Source organism: Aurantiacibacter hainanensis (assembly GCF_036321025.1).
Classification (GTDB): domain Bacteria; phylum Pseudomonadota; class Alphaproteobacteria; order Sphingomonadales; family Sphingomonadaceae; genus Alteraurantiacibacter; species Alteraurantiacibacter hainanensis.
This window is the reverse complement of record NZ_JAZAPB010000001.1, coordinates 918,014-937,091: the sequence shown is the minus strand read 5'-3', so window position 1 is coordinate 937,091 and position 19,078 is coordinate 918,014. Positions and strand designations below refer to the sequence as shown.

Annotated in this window: 20 protein-coding genes; 8 read left to right on the top strand and 12 right to left on the bottom strand. The window is 64.9% G+C overall.

What is annotated here, in order from left to right:
* Window positions 1-37: 37 nt before the first annotated feature.
* The 4 genes from katG to AAA989_RS04625 all read right to left on the bottom strand — a co-directional run bounded on the left by katG (window position 38) and on the right by AAA989_RS04625 (window position 5,443).
* The gene (gene katG, locus AAA989_RS04640; protein ID WP_338241464.1) at window positions 38-2,257 is read right to left on the bottom strand and encodes a catalase/peroxidase HPI; all 2,220 of its coding nucleotides are present in this window, start codon (window positions 2,255-2,257) and stop codon (window positions 38-40) included.
* A gap of 212 nt (window positions 2,258-2,469) precedes the next feature.
* Window positions 2,470-4,062: an alkyl hydroperoxide reductase subunit F gene (ahpF, locus tag AAA989_RS04635; protein ID WP_338241462.1), complete on the bottom strand. Its 1,593-nt coding sequence runs from the start codon at window positions 4,060-4,062 to the stop codon at window positions 2,470-2,472.
* A gap of 150 nt (window positions 4,063-4,212) precedes the next feature.
* Entirely contained in the window at window positions 4,213-4,779 is a 567-nt protein-coding gene (gene ahpC, locus AAA989_RS04630) for an alkyl hydroperoxide reductase subunit C (protein ID WP_338241459.1), read from the bottom strand.
* Window positions 4,780-4,954: 175 nt separating this feature from the next.
* Entirely contained in the window at window positions 4,955-5,443 is a 489-nt protein-coding gene (locus AAA989_RS04625) for a hypothetical protein (protein ID WP_338241458.1), read from the bottom strand.
* A gap of 64 nt (window positions 5,444-5,507) precedes the next feature.
* On the opposite strand from AAA989_RS04625, the gene AAA989_RS04620 reads away from it, so the two are divergent.
* Complete coding sequence (locus AAA989_RS04620; protein ID WP_338241455.1) at window positions 5,508-5,876, top strand: hypothetical protein; 369 nt, start codon at window positions 5,508-5,510, stop codon at window positions 5,874-5,876.
* Here AAA989_RS04620 and AAA989_RS04615 read toward each other — a convergent pair.
* Together AAA989_RS04615 and AAA989_RS04610 are read right to left on the bottom strand one after the other, a co-directional pair.
* Window positions 5,840-6,511, bottom strand: a complete 672-nt coding sequence (locus tag AAA989_RS04615; protein WP_338241452.1) for a hypothetical protein — start codon at window positions 6,509-6,511, stop codon at window positions 5,840-5,842. The genes AAA989_RS04620 and AAA989_RS04615 overlap by 37 nt on opposite strands.
* Window positions 6,512-6,521: 10 nt before the next feature.
* Window positions 6,522-7,265, bottom strand: coding sequence for a hypothetical protein (locus AAA989_RS04610; RefSeq protein ID WP_338241450.1), 744 nt, complete (start codon window positions 7,263-7,265; stop codon window positions 6,522-6,524).
* Between the two features lie 256 nt (window positions 7,266-7,521).
* Between AAA989_RS04610 and AAA989_RS04605 the strand changes: the two genes are divergently transcribed.
* Window positions 7,522-7,971: an META domain-containing protein gene (locus tag AAA989_RS04605; protein WP_338241448.1), complete on the top strand. Its 450-nt coding sequence runs from the start codon at window positions 7,522-7,524 to the stop codon at window positions 7,969-7,971.
* Between the two features lie 112 nt (window positions 7,972-8,083).
* Here AAA989_RS04605 and aroC read toward each other — a convergent pair whose 3' ends face one another.
* The gene (gene aroC, locus AAA989_RS04600; protein WP_338241446.1) at window positions 8,084-9,154 is read right to left on the bottom strand and encodes a chorismate synthase; all 1,071 of its coding nucleotides are present in this window, start codon (window positions 9,152-9,154) and stop codon (window positions 8,084-8,086) included.
* Between the two features lie 246 nt (window positions 9,155-9,400).
* On the opposite strand from aroC, the gene ruvA reads away from it, so the two are divergent.
* Genes ruvA through ruvB form a run of 4 tightly spaced genes read left to right on the top strand, consistent with a single transcriptional unit; the run spans window position 9,401 to window position 11,956 of the window.
* Window positions 9,401-10,006 (top strand): Holliday junction branch migration protein RuvA, encoded by a 606-nt coding sequence (gene ruvA, locus AAA989_RS04595; RefSeq protein WP_338241444.1) that lies wholly within the window; start codon window positions 9,401-9,403, stop codon window positions 10,004-10,006.
* Window positions 10,003-10,374 (top strand): hypothetical protein, encoded by a 372-nt coding sequence (locus tag AAA989_RS04590; protein WP_338241442.1) that lies wholly within the window; start codon window positions 10,003-10,005, stop codon window positions 10,372-10,374. The genes ruvA and AAA989_RS04590 overlap by 4 nt, the downstream gene beginning before the upstream one ends.
* On the top strand, window positions 10,371-10,919 hold the full coding sequence (locus AAA989_RS04585; protein ID WP_338241440.1) for a DsrE family protein: 549 nt from the start codon (window positions 10,371-10,373) through the stop codon (window positions 10,917-10,919). Before AAA989_RS04590 ends, AAA989_RS04585 begins: the two co-directional genes overlap by 4 nt.
* Entirely contained in the window at window positions 10,916-11,956 is a 1,041-nt protein-coding gene (gene ruvB / locus AAA989_RS04580) for a Holliday junction branch migration DNA helicase RuvB (RefSeq protein WP_338241438.1), read from the top strand. The genes AAA989_RS04585 and ruvB overlap by 4 nt, the downstream gene beginning before the upstream one ends.
* Before the next feature lie 342 nt (window positions 11,957-12,298).
* On the opposite strand, the gene AAA989_RS04575 is transcribed toward ruvB, so the two are convergent.
* On the bottom strand, window positions 12,299-13,168 hold the full coding sequence (locus tag AAA989_RS04575; protein WP_338242200.1) for a hypothetical protein: 870 nt from the start codon (window positions 13,166-13,168) through the stop codon (window positions 12,299-12,301).
* Here AAA989_RS04575 and AAA989_RS04570 point away from each other — a divergent pair.
* The gene (locus tag AAA989_RS04570; RefSeq protein WP_338241436.1) at window positions 13,056-13,319 is read left to right on the top strand and encodes a PEP-CTERM sorting domain-containing protein; all 264 of its coding nucleotides are present in this window, start codon (window positions 13,056-13,058) and stop codon (window positions 13,317-13,319) included. The genes AAA989_RS04575 and AAA989_RS04570 overlap by 113 nt on opposite strands.
* A 65-nt stretch (window positions 13,320-13,384) precedes the next feature.
* On the opposite strand, the gene AAA989_RS04565 is transcribed toward AAA989_RS04570, so the two are convergent.
* From AAA989_RS04565 to acnA, 3 genes are all read right to left on the bottom strand, one after another.
* Window positions 13,385-14,098 (bottom strand): prolyl hydroxylase family protein, encoded by a 714-nt coding sequence (locus AAA989_RS04565; RefSeq protein WP_338241435.1) that lies wholly within the window; start codon window positions 14,096-14,098, stop codon window positions 13,385-13,387.
* A gap of 60 nt (window positions 14,099-14,158) precedes the next feature.
* Window positions 14,159-14,866, bottom strand: a complete 708-nt coding sequence (locus tag AAA989_RS04560) for a 2OG-Fe(II) oxygenase (protein ID WP_338241434.1) — start codon at window positions 14,864-14,866, stop codon at window positions 14,159-14,161.
* Window positions 14,867-14,982: 116 nt separating this feature from the next.
* Complete coding sequence (acnA, locus tag AAA989_RS04555; RefSeq protein WP_338241433.1) at window positions 14,983-17,658, bottom strand: aconitate hydratase AcnA; 2,676 nt, start codon at window positions 17,656-17,658, stop codon at window positions 14,983-14,985.
* Window positions 17,659-17,837: 179 nt separating this feature from the next.
* Between acnA and AAA989_RS04550 the strand changes: the two genes are divergently transcribed.
* On the top strand, window positions 17,838-18,014 hold the full coding sequence (locus tag AAA989_RS04550; RefSeq protein ID WP_338241432.1) for a hypothetical protein: 177 nt from the start codon (window positions 17,838-17,840) through the stop codon (window positions 18,012-18,014).
* A 12-nt stretch (window positions 18,015-18,026) separates the two neighbouring features.
* Here the strand turns inward: AAA989_RS04550 and AAA989_RS04545 are convergent, their stop codons facing one another.
* Window positions 18,027-18,926: a DMT family transporter gene (locus tag AAA989_RS04545; RefSeq protein WP_338241431.1), complete on the bottom strand. Its 900-nt coding sequence runs from the start codon at window positions 18,924-18,926 to the stop codon at window positions 18,027-18,029.
* Between the last annotated feature and the right edge of the window lie 152 nt (window positions 18,927-19,078).

The following is a 19,078-nucleotide window of genomic DNA, read 5'->3' as shown; positions in this document are numbered from 1 at the left end:
TGCCGGGGGCCTTTCGCGTTTCGGCGGGATGGCCGCCTTACTTGTGGTACTTCGCGCAACGAATGTCGAAGCGGTCGGCGTCCATCACCTTGGTCCAGGCGGACACGAAGGTCCTGACGAACTTCTCCTCTCCGCCGTTTTCGGCGAACACTTCAGCCACGGCGCGCAGCTGCGAGTTGGAGCCGAAGACCAAGTCGGTGCGCGTGGCATGCCACTTGTCCTCGCCCGACTTGCGATCCCTGCCGACGAATTCCTCGTCGCCGCTCTCGTCGATCACTTCCCACTTGGTATCCATGCCCAGCAGATTCACGAAGAAATCGTTGGACAGGACGCCGGGACGATCGGTGAGAACACCGATGGAATTGCCGTGCACGGTGTGCTTGGTAACCGCACCCAGCGCCCGCATCCCGCCGACCAGCGCGGTCATCTCGGGAATGGACAGGCCCAGCAGGTGCGCCCGGTCGACCAGCATGTCCTCGGTCTTCACCGAAGCCTTGGTCTTCAGGTAGTTGCGGAAACCGTCGGCAAACGGCTCGAGCGGCTCAAAGCTATCGGCATCGGTATGCTCGTCGCCCGCGTCGCCGCGACCCGTGGTCACATCGACACTCACCGAATGGCCGCCGGCCTTGGCCGCCTTCTCGATCGCCGCGGCGCCTGCCAGCACGATGGCGTCGGCCATCGACAGGTTGCCGCGGATCTCGTCCAGCTTGGACAGGACCTTCGACAGTTCTTCCGGATCGTTGACCGCCCAGTCCTTCTGCGGGGCGAGGCGAATGCGCGCACCGTTGGCACCGCCGCGATGGTCCGAATTGCGGTAGGTCGAGGCCGAGGCCCAGGCCGCCTTCACCAGTTCGGAAACCGAAAGACCGCTGTCGAGCACCTTCGACTTGAAGGCCGAGACGTCGCTGTCGGACGGCGTGGTGCCGGCCGGAACGGGGTCCTGCCAGATCAGGTCCTCGTCGGGAACCTCGCCACCGATGTAGCGCGCCTTGGGTCCCATGTCGCGGTGGGTCAGCTTGAACCACGCGCGGGCGAAGGCATCGTCCAACGCGGCCTGGTCGTCGCGGAAACGCTCGGAAATCTTGCGATATTCCGGGTCACGCTTCAGCGCCATGTCGGCCGTGGTCATGATGGTGGGCACCTTCTTGGAAGGATCGCGCGCGTCGGGCGCCATGTCTTCCGGATCGGGATCGATCGGCGTCCACATCTTGGCCCCGGCAGGGCTTTCGGTCAGCTCGTACTCGTACTTGAACAGCAGGCGGAAATAGTCGCCGCCCCACTGCGTCGGGTTCGGTGTCCACGGACCCTCGATGCCGGACGTAGTGATGTGACCCTTCTCGATCTGCTCGGCATCGGTCGCCCAGCCGAAACCCAGGTGCTGCAGGGACTCGCTTTCGGGCGAACCGGACAGCTGGTCTGCCGGAACTGCGCCGTGGCACTTGCCGAAGGCGTGGCCGCCGGCGGTAAGGGCTACGGTTTCCTCGTCGTTCATGGCCATGCGGGAGAAGGTTTCGCGCATGTCGCGGGCCATGCCCTCGGCATCGTGCGGATTGCCGCCGGGGCCTTCGGGATTGACGTAGATGAGGCCCATCTGGATCGCCGCCAGCGGGTTTTCCAGCGCCTTGCCCTCATCGGGGATGATGCGGGTTTCCACGCCTTCGTCCACCCACTGGTCTTCGGTGCCCCAGTAGACGGTTTCCGGCTCGAACACGTCCTTGCGTCCGCCGCCGAAGCCGAAGACCGGGCCGCCCATGCTCTCGATGGCGACATTGCCGGTGAGAACGAACAGGTCCGCCCAGCTCACGTTCTTGCCGTACTTCTGCTTGATCGGCCACAGCAGGCGACGCGCCTTGTCGAGGTTGCCGTTGTCGGGCCAGGAATTGAGCGGCGCGAAGCGCTGCTGCCCGCTGGAGGCACCGCCGCGACCGTCGCCGGTGCGATAGGTGCCCGCGGCATGCCAGGCCATGCGGATGAAGAACGGGCCGTAGTGCCCGTAGTCCGCCGGCCACCACTCCTGGCTGTCGGTCATCAGCGCCTTGATGTCTTCCTTCAGCGCCTTGTAGTCGACGGTGTTGAATGCCTCGGCGTAGTCGAAATCGGGATCGTGCGGATCGGCGCGGCGACCGTCCTCCTTCAGGATGCCGAGGTCCAGCGCATCGGGCCACCAATCCTTGTTGGTGCGGCCGTGCAGGCTGCGGGTGCCGCCATCGCCGCTGAACGGACAGCCTCCGGAAATCGAACCAGTTTCTACATCCATTGTTCTCTCCTCTTGTGAAATTTCGACTCGCTTGCAGGAGAGAGGATGGCGCTCATCCTGTAATTCGTCCAATCGATAAGTTGGCACTTATTGATCGCTTTGATCGCTTTGACGATTGGCCGTTGGAAATGTGCGCCGACACGAAAAGACCCGGCGCTGCATCGGGCAGCGCCGGGTCCTTCGAATGTCCGGCCGATGTCCTGGCAGGCGGGTCAGGCCGCCTTTGCGATATCGTCCGTTGCCTCGTTGCGGATCAGGTAGTCGAAGGCGGACAGGGCCGCCTTGGAGCCTGCGCCCATGGCCACCACGATCTGCTTGTAGGGCACGGTGGTGCAATCGCCCGCGGCAAAGACGCCAGGCAGGTTGGTCGCGCCGTGGCTGTCGATCACCACTTCGCCGTGCTCGCTCAACTCGATACCGCTGTCCTTCAGCCATTCGGTGTTGGGCACCAGGCCGATCTGCACGAAGACGCCTTCGAGCTCGACGTGGTGCTCATCGCCAGAGGCGCGATCCTTGTAGGTCAGGCCGCCCACCCTGTTGCCGTCTCCGGTAATCTCGGTGGTCTGGGCGTTCAGCAGCACTTCGACGTTCGACATCGAGCGCAGCTTCTTCTGCAGCACCTCGTCGGCGCGCAGCTTCGCGTCGAATTCGATCACGGTGACATGGCCGACGATGCCGGCAAGGTCGATCGCGGCCTCGACGCCGGAATTGCCGCCGCCGATCACGGCCACGCGCTTGCCCTTGAACAGCGGTCCGTCGCAGTGCGGGCAATAGGCCACGCCCTTGTTGCGATAGTCCTGCTCTCCCGGCACGCCCAGTGCACGCCAGCGAGCGCCGGTGGAAAGGATCAGGCTGCGCGCCTTGAGCACGGCACCGTTTTCCAGGTGCAGTTCGTGCATGCCGCCGGGTTTCCCGGCCGGCACCAGTCTCTTCGCCGTGGCAAGGTTCATCAGGTCGATGGCGTCCTGCGCCTTCACCTGGCGTTCCAGGTCGGCCGTCAGCCTGGGGCCTTCGGTGTATTCGGTGCCGGGCAGGTTCTCGATACCCAGCGTATCGTTCAGCTGACCGCCGAAGCGTTCGGCAGCGATGCCGGTGCGAAAGCCCTTGCGCGCGGTATAGATGGACGCGGCAACGCCGCCGGGGCCGCCGCCCACCACCAGCACCTCGAACGGGTCCTTGGCGGAAAGCCTTTCGGCCGCCTTGTCGCTGGCGCCGGTGTCGACCTTGGCCAGCACTTCCTCCAGGCTCATCTTGCCGTTGAAGAAGCTCTCGCCGTTGAGGAAGGTGGCGGGCACGGCCATCACGTCGCGGCTGTCGACCTCGTCCTTGAAGGTGCCGCCTTCGATCAGCGTGGCGGTGATGCGCGGGTTGACGAGCGCCATCAGGGTCAGCGCCTGCACCACGTCCGGGCAGTTGTGGCACGAGAGCGAGAAATACATCTCGAACTCGAGGTCTTCCTCCAGCGCGGCGATCTGGTCCAGCACCTCCTGCTCCACCTTGGGCGGATGGCCACCGGCCCACAGCAGGGCCAGCACCAAGCTGGTGAACTCGTGCCCCATCGGCAGGCCCGCAAAGCGGACCCACTTGGTGGCATCGGAGCCGCGACGGATGATGAAGCTGGGCTTGCGCGCGTCGTCGCCGTCGAACGAGGCGGAAACCTTGTCGCTCAGCGCGGCAATCTCTTCCAGCAGTTCGCGCGTCTGCGCGCTCTTGTCGTCATCGCCCAGCGAGGCGACGAGTTCGATCGGTTCGCGCAAGTTCCCAAGATAGCTCTCGAGCTGCTGCGTCATGTTCGCATCGAGCATTTCGGTCTCCTTCGAAAGGGGATGGAAAAACGTGGAGGCCCGGAGCGGGGGGAGGGGGGGATGCTCCGGGCCTCTTCGCGACCCGAGCCGGGTTGGTGGCAGCGGGAAGGAAAGCGGGCGGCCGGTAAGGACCGCCCACGTTCGGTTGACTTAGATCTTGCCGACGAGGTCCAGCGACGGGGTCAGCGTCTCGCTGTCCTCTTCCCATGCGGCCGGGCACACCTGGCCGGGGTTGTTGCGGACGTACTGGGCGGCCTTGATCTTGCGGGTCAGTTCGTTGGCATTGCGGCCCACGCCTTCGCAGGTCTGCTCCATGATCTGGATCACGCCGTCGGGGTCGACCACGAAGGTGGCACGATCGGCCAGGCCCATTTCCTCGCGCAGCACGTCGAAGTTCTTCGACAGCGTGTGCAACTGGTCGCCCAGGAACGGGAACTTCAGCTTGCCGATACGCTCCGAGGTGTCGTGCCAGGCCTTGTGGCTGAAATGCGTGTCGGTGGAGACGGCATAGACTTCGACGCCCATCTGCTGGAGCATGTCGTAGCGTTCGCCCATGTCTTCCAGCTCGGTGGGGCAGACAAAGGTGAAGTCGGCGGGGTAGAAGAAGAACACCGCCCACTTGCCCTTCACGTCCTCGTCGGTGACTTCGAAGAAGTCCTTGCCGGCCTGGAACGCGGTGGCCTTGAACGGTTTGATCTGGCTGCCGATGATACCCATTGGAAAATCCCTTTTTGGTTGCGTTGCGTTTGTGAACTCAACGCCTCAGGTAGGGATTGTTGCGATGCGAAAAAGCGATTTTGTGCGATTGCGAAGATCGGAATAATCGATCAGCCACGCGCAAGTTTCGAAAAGTGCAAGAGGTGTTGCGATTTACGCAACTCCCCCGGAGGATTTACTGCCGCGAAGGCTCGGTTCTCGACACCGGCGCTTCCCGGCCCCATTGCGAAACCATCTGGTCGGCTTCGCGCAGCAGGGCGAGGAATTCGGCATAATCCTCGTCCATGCAGCCGGAGTTCCAGGCGATCTCGGTGGTGGTGGCTCCGCGTGTCAGGCGCACGGTGCCATAGGCCATGTCGGTCATCATCTGCTCGCAGTCCGCGCTGTCAGGTGCGGGGTCCGGCAGTTGCCGAAAGATATCCTGCAGCGCGACGTAGCGCTGCGGATCGGTCTCCAGCGTGTGAAATTTCAGGGTGCGGTCGCTCATCGGCGCGCCGTCCTCGCTCACGGCCTCTACCCAGACGCCGCCATATTCCGGGCTGAACTGCCACTGCCACATCGGCGCTCCCCAGCTCTTCACCTCGAACGCGATCATGTCCCAGTCGTGGGCGGACGCGGCCTCGGCAGCGGACGATTCCTGGGCTGATGCACCAGCGCTGGACAACAGGGCCGCAAAGGACAACACTAGCGTTGCGGGCCGCGCGGTTTTTCGGGGGTTACGGATTGCCATGAAGTGGGTCTTCTTCGTTTTCGTGGGTCTCTATGCGATCGCCCTGTTGCTGCTGGCGATCGGCACGTTCGGCTGGTTCGGGCAGGAGCAGGATCCGCTTTCCGGCGTCTTCCTGGTGCCGCTGGGCCTGCCCTGGAACCTGCTTGCCGACCGCATCGGGCAGAGCAATGCGGCTGTCGCCATTCTGGCACCACTGGTGAATGCGGCAATACTCTACGCGATATGGAAGCGCTTTTCCTCAGGGCGCTTCGCGCGCCCCGAACCGGGGCTGCGGGAGCGATGCCGAAGGGCCGATGACGCGCGCGGCACCGGCCCCGGCCCCGGCACTCATCAGCCGCCCGTGATCAGGGCATCGACGATCACGTAGGATTCGGGTCCGTAGTCGATGATGATCCGGTCCCCTTCGATCGAGGATTCGAAGTCCCAGCCGGCGGAGCCGTCGGACTGCGCGCTGTCCGCGCCGTAGGCCTCGGTGCCGCGGAAGAAGATCGCCCGCGTTCGCCCGTCCGGCTTGGACACCTCGACCAGCGTCGTGCCATCCTCGCCCCAGTTGCGGATCACCCCGGCCTCGCAGCTTTGCGTCGGCTCGGCATCGTCGAAGCCGCACTGGACCGAAGCCGTGGCATTGTACTGCGTGCCCGGCACGAGGGCATCCTCGCTGTCCACCGGCGACTGCATTTCCGCCATCCCGGCATTTTCGTCGCCCATGGGGATCGAGACCATGGTGACGCCATCGACGGTATCGACGATCTCGCCGCCGAGCTGGTCCGCCTGCGCGGGGGTCGGGCACCCGACGAGGATGGCGCTGGCGTTCAGCCAGTTGGAGGTCGCAGCGCTTTCGCCCAGGCGACGGCACGGGTCGCCGGCTTCGGGGTAGCCATCTCCGAATGCCGCGACGCTATCCGGCCAGGCAAACTCGTCCGCTTCGCCTTCGGCGGCTTCGCCGTTGCAGGCGGCCAGGGGGAGCGCGCACAGCGCCCCCGCCAGTATCAGTCTACGCATGGCAATCTCCCTAGCGGCACTGCGGGTGGGTCTGGATATCGCGGATGTCGTAGATATGTCCGTCCGCGATGGTCATCTGCACGCACTGGCGCGTCTCGTCGTTCCACTGGATGGAATAGCGCGTGTTGCCCGAGGTGAAGTTGTCGACCTGTTCGAAGCCGCGCCGTTCGATTTCGTCCATTGCCCCGGCTGCACGCGCGCCCTGCAGGTCGCCGAAGCTCACCGCCGGATGATATCCGCCGCGATTGGTGTGGTGCCTTGCGTTGCCCTGCCGCTCGTCCACGCCGGCCGCATATCCGCGCGAGTAGGAATCGCTGCGACTGTTGTTGTGATAGGCATAGTTGTAAAGGCCGTCGCGGTATCCGGCGTCGAACTCCCGGCGGTTGTCGCCGCTGTCGTCTTCGTCGTTGTCGCGGTGGTGAGACTTGCTGGAAAGGATCGCCCCCAGGATGGCAGCGCCCGCGCCGATGGCCAGCGCCGTGCCCACACCGTTGCCGCCGTGGCCGCAATCCCCGTCCTCGGCATCTATTATGCTTTCCACCCGGCCGACGTATTCCTCCACCCGGACGCAGTTGTCGTCCTGACGATCCCACCAGTAGCTGTAGGTGTATCCGTTGGAGTGACTGTCATGACTGGATTCGTGCGAGAAACCCCTGCTTCGCAAAGCGCTTTCCGCTTCGGAGGCATACATGCCGTTGATGTCCACCAACTGCCGTGCCTCCTCCGCAGCTGCGACAATCGGCAGCGCAGCCATGGAGCCGGCTGCAAGAACAAAGACAGTAATACGTGAAATAGCCATATCGACCTCCCGTCCCGCGAAGCAGGGTGACGAGAAGTGGGTCACCCCTTCACCGAGTCGCATCGTCATCCAAGGTCTTTCGGCGGTCAATACCCATGGACTAAAGGCCTAGTATCAATATTCGCAAGTTGCTTGTCTGTTGCAAAGTCCCGAAGCCAGAGTATCGTTCGCCTTATTGCTTAGAGGGCGAAAGACAAGGAGTTGAAACATCATGCAATTCGGTAAACTGTGCTGTCTGGCGCTGGGCGCCGGTTCGCTTGCCGCTTGTGCGACGACGCCGCAACTCTCGCCCGACGAACAGGCGCTCGTCGCGAACGAATGGGCGCTCGTTTCCATCATGGACGACAACGAGGACGTGCGCCTGCGCCCGCAGTTCAGCAACCGCCACACGCTGAACTTCGACGCCGATGGCTCGCTGATGATGCAGCTGGACTGCAATCGCGGTAATGCCGACTGGCGGGCCTATCCCGGCTCTGCCGGAAGCGGGGACCTTTCCATCGGACCGGTGGCGGCGACCCGTGCCCTGTGCCCCGACCCCTCGTACGGAGAGCGGCTGGCTTCGGCCCTGCCGGGCGCGACAGGTTACCGCATCACTCCGGGTGTCGGATCCCTGACGATCATCACGCAGGATGCCGTGTTCGGTTTCGAGGCGCTGCGCTGACCTCATCTCGCCTGCCAGAATAGCCCCTCTGACGACCCGGGATTGCGGGCACGCACGCGCCTAAGCGGTTGTATCGACCTGCACGGATCGCGAACTGCGTTTCGTCATGCAATCAGCCGCATTGCGCGCGGTGGAGCAGTTTCTGGTCCGCCAGCACCAGCGCCATCATCGCTTCCACCACCGGCACGCCGCGAATGCCCACGCATGGATCGTGGCGACCCTTTGTGCGGATCTGGGTGGCCTCGCCCTCGCTGGTGATGGTGTCGACCGGGGTCAGGATCGAACTCGTTGGCTTGAAGGCCACCCGGCAGGTGACCGGCTGGCCGGTGGAGATGCCGCCCGCGATGCCGCCCGAATGGTTGGCCTCGAACGCCACGCCGCCATCGCCGTCGGGCCGCATGGCATCGGCATTGGTTTCGCCGGTGTTGGTCACGGCGGCAAAACCGTCGCCGATCTCGACGCCCTTGGTGGCATTGATCGTCATCATCGCGGCGGCCAGCTCGCTGTCTAACTTGGCATAGACCGGCGCGCCCCAGCCGGCGGGCACGCCCCTGGCCGAACAGGCCACCAGCGCGCCAAGCGAGGATCCCTCCTTGCGCGCCGTATCGACCAGCTCCGCCCACCGGGCAGCCGTGTCGGGATCGGGGCAGAAAAACGGGTTGGCGCGGATCTGCCCTGCATCGAAGCGGTCGTAATCCATCGCCAGCTCGCCAATCTGCTCTGCCCATGCCGTTATCTCGACCTCGGGAATCACCTTGCGGGCGATCGCGCCCGCCGCCACCCGCGCCGCTGTCTCTCGCGCGCTTGAACGCCCGCCGCCGCGATAGTCGCGGAAGCCGTACTTGGCGTCGTAGGTGTAGTCGGCGTGGCCGGGGCGATAGGCCTTGGCGACTTCGGAATAGTCCTTCGACCTTTGATCGGTGTTCTCGATCATCAGGCTGATCGGGGTGCCGGTGGTCCTGCCTTCGAACACGCCAGACAGGATGCGCACCTCGTCCGCCTCCCGCCGCTGGGTGGTGTATTTCGACTGGCCGGGCTTGCGCGCATCCATGAACGGCTGGATGTCCTCTTCGGACAGGGCGATGCCCGGCGGGCACCCGTCCACCACGACGCCCAGCGCGGGGCCGTGGCTTTCCCCCCAGGTTGTAAAGCGAAAGACGCGTCCGAATGTGTTCCAGCTCATGCGGCACGCTTTGGGCGAAAGTTGCGCGGCTGTCGAGTATTCGGAAACTTTCCTACCTTCACCTGCGCGCGCACCGATTGGGGCATGACCTGCACCGCCACCCTCCGTCCGATCTCGCGAGGCCGAATGCGGCCCGCACTTTTTGCCATCAGGACAGTGTTCCAGGTGTTCCACATTAGCCGTTCACCTGCGGACAAACGCGCCTTTGCGCTGGCTTTCGCGCGCTTGTGCGGGCAGGAACAGATCATGATCGCAAAGCTGACAGGAACGCTCGACGAAACCGGCGAGGACTGGGCCGTGATCGACGTGGGCGGGGTGGGCTACCTCGTCCATTGCTCGAACCGCACGCTCACCGCGCTGGGCAGCAAGGGCGAGGCGTGCACGCTCTATACGGACCTGCAGGTGAGCGAGAACGACATGCGCCTGCTGGGCTTTGCGGAAGCGGGAGAGCGCGACTGGTTCCGCCTGCTTACCGGCGTTCAGGGCGTGGGCAGCAAGGTGGCGCTGGCCATCCTCTCCGCCCTCTCGACCGGCGAACTGCGAGATGCCTGCGCGGGCGGCGACGCCGCCAGCGTGGCGCGGGCGAACGGGGTGGGGCCGAAACTGGCCGGACGCATCGTCAACGAACTGATGGACAAGGCCGGCGCGCTGCCGGGCGGTGGCGCAGGTTCGGGCGGAGCGCCGGTGATGCCGCGAGGAGGCGCCAGCGCCGACGCGGTCAGCGCCCTGCAGAACCTCGGCTTCAAACCCGCGGTCGCCGCCCAGGCCGTTGCGCGCGCGCACGAGGAACTGGGCGAAGGCGCTGCGGAAGGCGACCTCATCCGCGTGGCGCTGAAGAAGGCGGCTGGATGATGGCTGATCACTGGCGTCGTCTTATCCTGTCATGCTATCTCGCTCTAACGGCAGCCGCGATGCTCTATATGGGTCGACCCGATCACTGGGATTGGTTTGTGTTGTTCGTCCCTTTCCTACTATGGGCGCTGGCACCGGTCGCTCTGCTTTGCCTTTTGCCATTCGCGCAAACTTCCAATGGTATCGGAGCGGCCATCAGCGCTGCTGTGGGTGCGCTCGTCTATATCGACACAGCATGGATTCCGCCTTCGGACGCGCAGGACGGACTGATTTTCATATTTCTGCCGATCTACCAGCTAGCGTTCGCACTCCTTTGGCTCGCTTTGGTGGCGCTGATCCGCAAGTTTAGTCCAAAGGAAGATACATGATGCGTCCGCTGCTGCTCATCACTCTGTCGTTGGCAACTCCCGCCGCCGCGCAGCAGGCGGACATGTCGTCCTTCACCACCGGCCCGGTTTTCGAGGACTTCGGCCCGCATGCCAGCGTCGAGCTGACCGATCCGCTGCCCGCCGATACCAGCCTGCGCCATAGCTTCGATGTCGCCGCGGCGGCAGAGGAAGGCCGCTTCAACCGCGGCTTCGAAAGCGCTGCGCGCTTCGTCAACATGCACGCCGCGAACGGCGTGGACCCGGAGAGGATCGAGGTGGCGGTGGTGGTCCACGGCCGCGCGGTGCTCGACCTGCTGACCGACGAGGCCTGGGCCGCGCGCGATCTCGAGGGCGAGACCAATCCGGGCGGCGCCAACGTTCGCGAAATGCTGGACGCCGGCGTGCGCTTCGTCGTCTGCGGCCAGAGCGCGGCGGGGCAGGGCGTGTCGAACGACGACCTGATCCCCGGCGTGGAAGTGGCCCTCTCCGCCATGACCGCCCATGCGCTGCTGCAACGGCAGGGCTACACGGTGAACCCGTTTTGACCGATCAACCCATCCACTCCCCAGACCGTCAGCCGGACGACCCGGACGCGGCGCTGCGACCGAAGTCGCTCACCGAGTTCGTCGGGCAGGAAGCCGCGCGCGATAACCTGCGCATCTTCATTGAGGCGGCGAAAGGCCGCGCCGAGGCGATGGACCACGTGCTGTTCTTCGGCCCTCCGGGGCTGGGCAAGACTACGCTGGCGCAGATCGTCGCGCGCGAACTGGGCGTGGGCTTTCGCGCCACCAGCGGCCCGGTGATCGCCAAGGCGGGCGACCTCGCCGCACTGCTCACCAACCTCGAGCCCAACGACGTGCTGTTCATCGACGAGATCCACCGCCTCAATCCGGTGGTGGAGGAAGTGCTCTACCCGGCGATGGAGGACCGCGCGCTCGACATCATCATCGGGGAAGGGCCGTCGGCGCGCAGCGTGCGGATCGACCTGCCGCCGTTCACCCTGGTGGGCGCGACCACGCGCCAGGGCCTGCTCACCACCCCCTTGCGCGACCGCTTCGGCATACCCGTGCGGCTGGTGTTCTACACAGAGGGCGAGCTGATGCGGGTCGTCACGCGCGGGGCGAGGCTGCTGGGCATGGACATTGCCGAGGAAGGCGCGCGCGAGATCGCGCGGCGTTCTCGCGGCACGCCGCGCGTGGCCGGTCGCCTGCTGCGGCGGGTGCGCGATTTCGCGCAGGTGAAGGCGTCGGGCACCGTCACCGCCTCCATCGCGGACGAGGCGCTGACCCGGCTGGAGATCGACAACCTTGGCCTCGATGCGATGGATCGGCGTTACCTCACCATGATCGCCACCACCTACAAGGGCGGACCGGTGGGGGTGGAAACGCTGGCGGCCGGCCTATCCGAACCGCGCGACACGGTGGAGGAAGTGATCGAGCCCTACCTCATCCAGCTCGGCCTGATCGCCCGCACCGCGCGCGGGCGGTGCCTCAACGATGGCGGGTGGCAGCACCTTGGCCTGCCTGCGCCTGCCGAATCGGGTCGCGGGGCACAAGGCGGGCTGTTCGAGGACGACGGCTGAGCGCCAGGATTGACGCGATGCCGCGCAGCCGGGCGGGCGTTTCGGTTCCATAGTGGGACAGAGCGGCGCGAAGCCCGGAAAAGGGGCATTTTTTTTGGCCGTCGAGGGCCGAAAACATGGTTAAGCCAATTGCACACAGGCGCAATGAACGTCTCACTGCCAGCAACCGGAAAAGGATTTGGGGTGCCGACATGGTCCCCGGCCAGCCTTCCGGCGAAGCTGAGAGAGACCTTGCATGTCGGTACGTATGGCCATTGCGAAACTCACTGCCGCCGCCGCGGGCGGGGCAGTCGTCGCCGGGGGCGCGGTGCACGTTGCCGAACCGCAGGCAGCGCAAGTCGCTTACAAGTCGGACAAGGGCGAGGAAACCGAACTCCTATACGTCAAGGACGAGACGACAGCCCGCCGCACGATCCCGCCGCGTCCGCGCGAACAGGCCCGCCTGCGCCGCGTGGTGGAAACCGAATGCTGCGAGGAAACGCCGCACTTGGCTCTTGCGCAGCCGCCGCTTCCGCTTCCCCCGCTTCCCTCTGCGCCGATCAGCGGCGGCAGCGGCGGTCCGCCGGTCATCATCGGTGGCAGCGGCGGCTTCGGTGGCGGTTTCGGTGGCGGCTTCTTCGGCGGCTTCTTCGGTGGCAGCGGTGGTGGCGGCAGCGCCGTCGTCGACCTGAGCACCACCACCACGACCTCGGGCGGCACCAGCACAAGCACGTCTGGAGGAAGCACGAGCACGTCGGGAGGCAGCACCAGCACGTCGGGAGGGAGCACCAGCACCAGCTCGTCGAGCGGGGACCCGTCTCCTCCTCCTCCGCCACCGCCAACGGCTTCGGGATCGACGACCACCACGACCACCACGACTTCCGGAAACGTGACCAGCACCACGTCGGGCAATGTATCGAGCACCAGTTCGACGTCGGGCAACGTCTCGAGTACGTCCTCCACCTCCGGCAATGTCTCGAGCACGTCCTCGACCTCCGGCAATGTCTCCAGCACATCCTCGACCTCTGGCAACGTGTCGAGCACGTCTTCGACCTCCGGCAACGTGTCGAGCACGACCACCTCGGGGAATGTCTCGAGCACCACCACGACATCGGGCAACGTGTCGAGCACGACAAGTTCGTCTTCGTCCTCCAGCACGAGTTCGTCGACTTCTTCGAGCACCAGCACCAGCACCAGTACGAGCACCAGCACCAGCACAAGCAGCGGGGGCAAGCCCCCTCCGCCACCGCCGCCGCCACCACCGCCGCCGCCTCCTTCGAGTTCGGGTACGCAGGTGCCGGAGCCGGGCGCATTGCTGCTCTTCGGCGCGGGAGCGGGCGCCGCGGCAGGCTGGCGACGCCGCCGGAAGGCAAAAGCGAAATAGATCGCGAACTTCGCGTATCAAACGGGGGGAAGGCGGTCCTTAGGGGCCGCCTTTTTCGTGTCCGGCTAGTGCGCGGGGTTCAGCAGTCGCCAGGGCTCCTGGCGAAACCATAGCGTGACGATATGCTTGATGCCCCTGGTAACGGGCAACCCGGCATGGAGCGTCCTCATGTTCGGCCGTCCGTCGCGGTCCATGTTGTTCCACACGAGCAGGCGCCCGGTCCTGGGGCGGAAGCGAAAGCCCAGCTGCGGGAAGTCGGTTTCGCCGCCCTCCCTCGGCTCGTTTAGGGCCAGCATGACGGTCCAGGTGCGCTGGCCCCCGCGGCGGGCCTCGCCCTCCCAGTACCGCTCGCCGACGTGAAAGAAATCGTGGTGGTGACGGAATTCCTGGCCCTTCTGATAGCGCTGGCCCTGAAGCGGTTCGGCATGAAGAATGTCCAGTCCGCTGACCTCGCAGATGTAATGTTCGAGGTCGCGCGTCAGCGGATCGTCGCGCTCGAAATGATGGGTGTGGCTGGTGCGAAATCCTGCCGTCTGCGTACCGCTGTACAGGGTCGAGGGAACGGCATGCCGGTTGATCGCCTGCATGATCCGCCTGCAATCCGGCCCGGTCAGGAATTTCTCGACCACGTACAAGTCAGCGAGATCGGTCGCGACCCTTTCGAAGGCCGGGATCCTGTCCAGCCGGGCGCGCACGTCCCGCCCGATCCGCGCGAGTACGGCCGGGTCATTGGATGCGGACGCGGTGTCCACGGCTTCGCCTGAGAGTGGCATCGGCATGATACGCCGGAATACCGTCCAGGTTCGAAAAGGTGATTAACGCGGTTCGCCAGGAGGCCCTTAGCGAAGCTCGAGGCTCCAGGCTTCCTGGCGATACCACTGGGTGACGATATGCTTGTCACCTTCCAGCACCGGCAGGCCGGCATGCAGCGTGGCTGGATTGGGCCGACCGTCGCGGTCCATGTTGCTCCAGGTCAGCAACGCGCCGCGTTGCGGCCGCACGCTAAGGCCGAGTTCGGGAAAATCGGTTTCGCCACCCTTCTCCGGCACGTTCAGGAAGACCATGGCCGTCCAGGTGCGTTGTCCGCCGCGCTGCCGCTCCTGCTGCCAGTAGGGCTGGTCAGTGGTGAAGTAGTCGTAGTGATGGCGGAACTGCTGCCCGGTGCGATAACGCTGACCCTGCGGCACCTCGGCATGCTGATGATCGATTCCCAGCACGCCGTCCATGCGCTGCTCGAGTTCGCGCGTGGCCTGGTCGTCGCGGTCGAAATAGTGCGTCGCGCTGGTGCGAAAGCCATCGATCCTCGTACCGTCGAACAGTTCTGACGGACCGATCCGCGAATCGACCGTGCGCAGCAGGCGCTTGCATTCGGCGCGGGTCAGGAAATCGGGCAGCAGATAGAGGTCGGCCTTGTCGCCTCCGAGCGGGCGGGCCGCATCGTGGGCGTCCAGCCGCGCACGCACCTGCTGCGTGAACGCGGCCAGCCTGGCGGGATCGGCCATTGGATCGGGGCCCAGAGACGGAGTCTGCGGACGGAACTGTTGCATCCGGGAGTAATAACGGCGGCGGCAGGTCCTTGGCACGACGTCCGGAGCAATGTCGTCGCAAACATGCCCCGGCTCGTCGTCCTATTCGGTGCTCCCGTTCGTTGCAGCGCGTCCCGTCAGGCTGCCGCCAGCTTGCGCAGCACGTAATGCAGGATGCCGCCGTTCCTGTAGTATTCCATTTCGTTGGCGGTATCGATGCGGCAGAGTGCGGTGAACGTCTGGGTCGAGCCGTCCGCACGGGTGACTTCGACTTCCACGTCCTGGCGCGGCGAGAGGTTCGCCAGCCCCTTGATCGTGAAGCTGTCCTCGCCCGTCAGGTTCAGGCTCTGGCGTCCTTCGCCTTCCTTGAACTGCAGCGGCAGCACGCCCATGCCGATCAGGTTGGAGCGGTGGATACGCTCGTAGCTTTCCACGATCACGGCGCGCACGCCCAGCAGGATGGTGCCCTTGGCCGCCCAGTCGCGGCTGGAGCCGGTGCCGTATTCCTTGCCGGCGACCACCACCAGCGGCGTGCCGTCGGCCTGGTGCTTCATGGCGGCGTCGTAGATCGGCATCTGCTCGCCCTTGTAGGTGGTGTAGCCACCTTCGACGCCGGGGACCATTTCGTTGCGGATGCGGATATTGGCGAAGGTGCCGCGCATCATCACGTCGTGGTTGCCGCGGCGCGAGCCGTAGGAGTTGAAGTCCTTCTTCGCGACCTGGTGGTTGATCAGGTATTCGCCGGCGGGGCTGTCTTCCTTGATCGAACCGGCGGGCGAGATGTGATCGGTCGTCACGGAATCGCCCAGAACGGCCAGCGGCTTCGCACCGACGATATCCTCCACCGGTGCCGGCTCCATGCCCATGCCGTCGAAATAGGGCGGGTTGGCGACATAGGTGCTGGACGGGTTCCAGTTGTAGGTATCGGAGGCTTCCACCTCGATCGCCTGCCAGTCGGCATCGCCCTTGTAGACGTCGGCGTAGCGGGTCTCGAACATCTGCCGGTCGATGTTGGCGGCGCGGTGCTTGTGGATTTCCTCGTTCGTGGGCCAGATGTCGGCCAGCATCACGTCGTTGCCCGCCTGATCCTGGCCGATCGGGGTATCGGTGATGTCCTCGGTGACGGTGCCCTTCAGCGCATAGGCCACCACCAGCGGCGGGCTGGCAAGGAAGTTGGCGCGAACGTCGGGCGAGATGCGCCCCTCGAAGTTGCGATTGCCCGACAGCACGGAGGCGGCGACGAGGTCGTTCTCGTTCACGGCCTTGCTGATCGGCGGGGCCAGCGGGCCGGAGTTGCCGATACAGGTGGTGCAGCCGTAGCCGACAAGGTCGAAGCCGATGGCGTCGAGATCGTCCTGCAGGCCCGACTTCACGAGGTAGTCGGTAACGACCTGCGAACCCGGCGCGAGGCTGGTCTTGACCCACGGCTTGGGCAGCAGGCCCTTTTCGCGCGCCTTCTTGGCGACGAGGCCGGCAGCGATCATCACGTCGGGGTTGGAGGTGTTCGTGCAGCTGGTGATTGCGGCGATCACAACGTCGCCATCGCCCACGTCATGGCCGGAGCCTTCGACATCGACGCGCACGGGTGCGTCCTTGCCGTAGACCTTCTTCAGGTCGTCGTTGAAGTTCTCGTCCACCAGCGGCAGGGCGATCTTGTCTTGCGGGCGCTTGGGCCCGGCGAGGCTCGGCACGACCTTTTCCATGTCGAGCTGAAGAGTGCTGGAGAAGACCGGCTCGGCATCCGGATCGAACCACATGCCCTGCTCGCGCATGTAGGCTTCGACCAGCGCGATATCCTCCTTGCTGCGGCCCGTCAGCTCTAGGTATTCCATGGTCTTCTCGTCGATGCCGAAGATGCCGCAGGTTGCACCGTATTCGGGCGCCATGTTGGCGATGGTGGCACGGTCGGCCAGCGACAGGTTGGAAACGCCGGGGCCGTAGAATTCCACGAAGCGGCCGACGACGCCGTGCTCGCGCAGCATCTGCACGCAGGTGAGCACCAGGTCGGTGGCGGTGACGCCTTCGGCCATCCTGCCTTCCAGCTTGAAGCCGACGACTTCCGGGATCAGCATGGAAATCGGCTGGCCAAGCATGGCCGCCTCGGCCTCGATCCCGCCGACGCCCCAGCCCAGCACGCCCAGGCCGTTGATCATGGTGGTGTGGCTGTCGGTGCCGACGCAGGTGTCGGGATAGGCGACGAGTTCGCCGTTCTGATCCTCGCTGGACCACACGCCCTTGGCGATGTGCTCCAGGTTCACCTGGTGGCAGATGCCGGTGCCCGGGGGCACGGCGTAGAAGTTCTCGAGGCTCTTGGCGCCCCACTTGAGGAAGTCGTACCGCTCGGCATTGCGCTGGTACTCGAGCGCCTTGTTCGCCTCGAAAGCCTTGGGAGTGCCGAACTCGTCCACCATCACGGAGTGGTCGATCACCAGGTTCACGGGCACCTGCGGATTGATCTTGGCGGTATCGCCGCCCAGCTTGCCGATGGCATCGCGCATGGCGGCCAGGTCAACCACGCAGGGAACGCCGGTGAAATCCTGCAGCAGCACGCGCGCCGGGCGGTACTGGATCTCGTCGCCCGTGACGGGGTTGTTCTGCCAGTCCACGATCGCGCGGACATGCTCCTCGCCGACGGTGAAACCCTCGTCCTCGAAACGCAGCATGTTTTCCAGCAGCACCTTCAGGCTGAAGGGCAGGCGGCTGACATCGCCGACCTTCTCCGCCGCCGCGGCGAGCGAGTAATAGGCATATGTCTTGCCGTTCACGTCGAGAGACTTGCGGGTGCCGAGCGAGTTGGAGCCGACCTGTGTCATGGGCGATTGGTCCTCTAGAGTGTTGCGGATCGGCTCCGTACTTGCGAGGGAGGAGCCTGTTCGAGGGCGACCTGCGCGTTTGCGTTCGTTTGGTCAAGTGTGCAGGTCATGGATACGATGGTGCAACGCGGCACGGGATGCGGATGTTCCGCCGTGCCGAAACCGGGAAGAGAGCAAGGATGGCCATTGGCAGACCGCGAAAGAGATCGGCGTCGCTGCGTGTGGGCCTGATGCTGTTCGGCCTCGTGGTAGCGGCCTTTCTGGGAGCGGCTCTGGGGCTGGTCTGGCAGCAGTCGGGCTGGTTCGAAGAAGAAACGCAGGACGAGCTGGTGACCGTGGAGGCGCCGGGCGGCTGACCGGGAGGACGGTCAGACGTTGGCCGCCTCGGTACTTGCGGCGCGCCTGGCTCGGGGAGCGGCAAGCCAGCATCCCACGATGATCAGCACCGCGCCGATCAGCGTGGGCACGGTCACCGCCTCTTCGAACAATAGCCAGCCGAACAGCGCGGCCCACAGGAAGCCGGTATATTCCATCGGCACCAGCACCTGCGCTTCCGCCCGGGCATAGGCCCATGCGATCGCCATCGATCCAGCGACTGTCAGCCCCGCCGCGGCTACGATCGAATTCATCGCCCCCATACCGGGCATGACGAACAGGAACGGGACCGCCGTCAACTGGACGAGACCGCTGACACCGGCATGGAAAGTGGCGACTTCCACGGGCCCGGCAAGCTGCGACTGCTTGCGGATCACCACGAAATTGTAGGCATAGAGCAGGGCCGAAACGAAGAGCGAGGCCAGCCCCAGCAGCACGTCGTCTTCCATTTGCGTCCGCCCCAGCCTGCCGCTGACGATGACGAGCGTCCCCACGATGCCCAATAGCGACGCCCAGATCGCGCTGCGCCTGATCTGCTCACCCAGCAGCAGGTGCGCGAAATAGAGGGCCACGAGCGGCGCAATGAAGCTGAGGGCGATGGCTTCAGCGATCGGCAGCTTGGTGAGCGCGTAAAAGAAGGTGAGCGCCATGAAGGCTGAAATGACGCCGCGTTCGACATGCAATCGCATTACGGCACTGGTTGGCCAGGCCTTTTTCGTGGTAAGCCACACGGGCGCAATCAGAAGGGCGGCAAGAAGCGAGCGCAGCAGCGAAGCAGTATAGACGCCGCTGGCAAGCGATGCCCCCTTCATCAAGGCATCCATCAGCGCCAGGAAACCGACTCCGGCGAAGGCCACCAGCAGGGGCAGCAGGTGATGATGCTGGCGGTCCATGCGACGGTCCTAGAGTCGGGACGAGGGCGCGTCACCTCCATTCGCGGTTCGCCGGCTGGCGATATTCAGACTCACGAAAGCACGCTTGCTTGATCGTCGGCTCGCCTGACGGCAAAATTACAGGACTGACATGGTAAACAAGGAAACGATTC

Coding starts and splice junctions, on each gene's coding strand:
- aroC (WP_338241446.1), bottom strand. CDS start 9,154: ATGAGCTGGAACACATTCGGACGCGTCTTTCGCTTTACAACCTGGGGG.
- acnA (WP_338241433.1), bottom strand. CDS start 17,658: ATGACACAGGTCGGCTCCAACTCGCTCGGCACCCGCAAGTCTCTCGAC.
- AAA989_RS04545 (WP_338241431.1), bottom strand. CDS start 18,926: ATGGACCGCCAGCATCATCACCTGCTGCCCCTGCTGGTGGCCTTCGCC.
- AAA989_RS04565 (WP_338241435.1), bottom strand. CDS start 14,098: ATGCCGATGCCACTCTCAGGCGAAGCCGTGGACACCGCGTCCGCATCC.
- AAA989_RS04550 (WP_338241432.1), top strand. CDS start 17,838: ATGGCCATTGGCAGACCGCGAAAGAGATCGGCGTCGCTGCGTGTGGGC.
- AAA989_RS04590 (WP_338241442.1), top strand. CDS start 10,003: ATGATGGCTGATCACTGGCGTCGTCTTATCCTGTCATGCTATCTCGCT.
- AAA989_RS04615 (WP_338241452.1), bottom strand. CDS start 6,511: ATGCGTAGACTGATACTGGCGGGGGCGCTGTGCGCGCTCCCCCTGGCC.
- ahpC (WP_338241459.1), bottom strand. CDS start 4,779: ATGGGTATCATCGGCAGCCAGATCAAACCGTTCAAGGCCACCGCGTTC.
- AAA989_RS04620 (WP_338241455.1), top strand. CDS start 5,508: ATGAAGTGGGTCTTCTTCGTTTTCGTGGGTCTCTATGCGATCGCCCTG.
- AAA989_RS04605 (WP_338241448.1), top strand. CDS start 7,522: ATGCAATTCGGTAAACTGTGCTGTCTGGCGCTGGGCGCCGGTTCGCTT.
- AAA989_RS04585 (WP_338241440.1), top strand. CDS start 10,371: ATGATGCGTCCGCTGCTGCTCATCACTCTGTCGTTGGCAACTCCCGCC.
- AAA989_RS04610 (WP_338241450.1), bottom strand. CDS start 7,265: ATGGCTGCGCTGCCGATTGTCGCAGCTGCGGAGGAGGCACGGCAGTTG.
- ruvA (WP_338241444.1), top strand. CDS start 9,401: ATGATCGCAAAGCTGACAGGAACGCTCGACGAAACCGGCGAGGACTGG.
- katG (WP_338241464.1), bottom strand. CDS start 2,257: ATGGATGTAGAAACTGGTTCGATTTCCGGAGGCTGTCCGTTCAGCGGC.
- AAA989_RS04560 (WP_338241434.1), bottom strand. CDS start 14,866: ATGCAACAGTTCCGTCCGCAGACTCCGTCTCTGGGCCCCGATCCAATG.
- ahpF (WP_338241462.1), bottom strand. CDS start 4,062: ATGCTCGATGCGAACATGACGCAGCAGCTCGAGAGCTATCTTGGGAAC.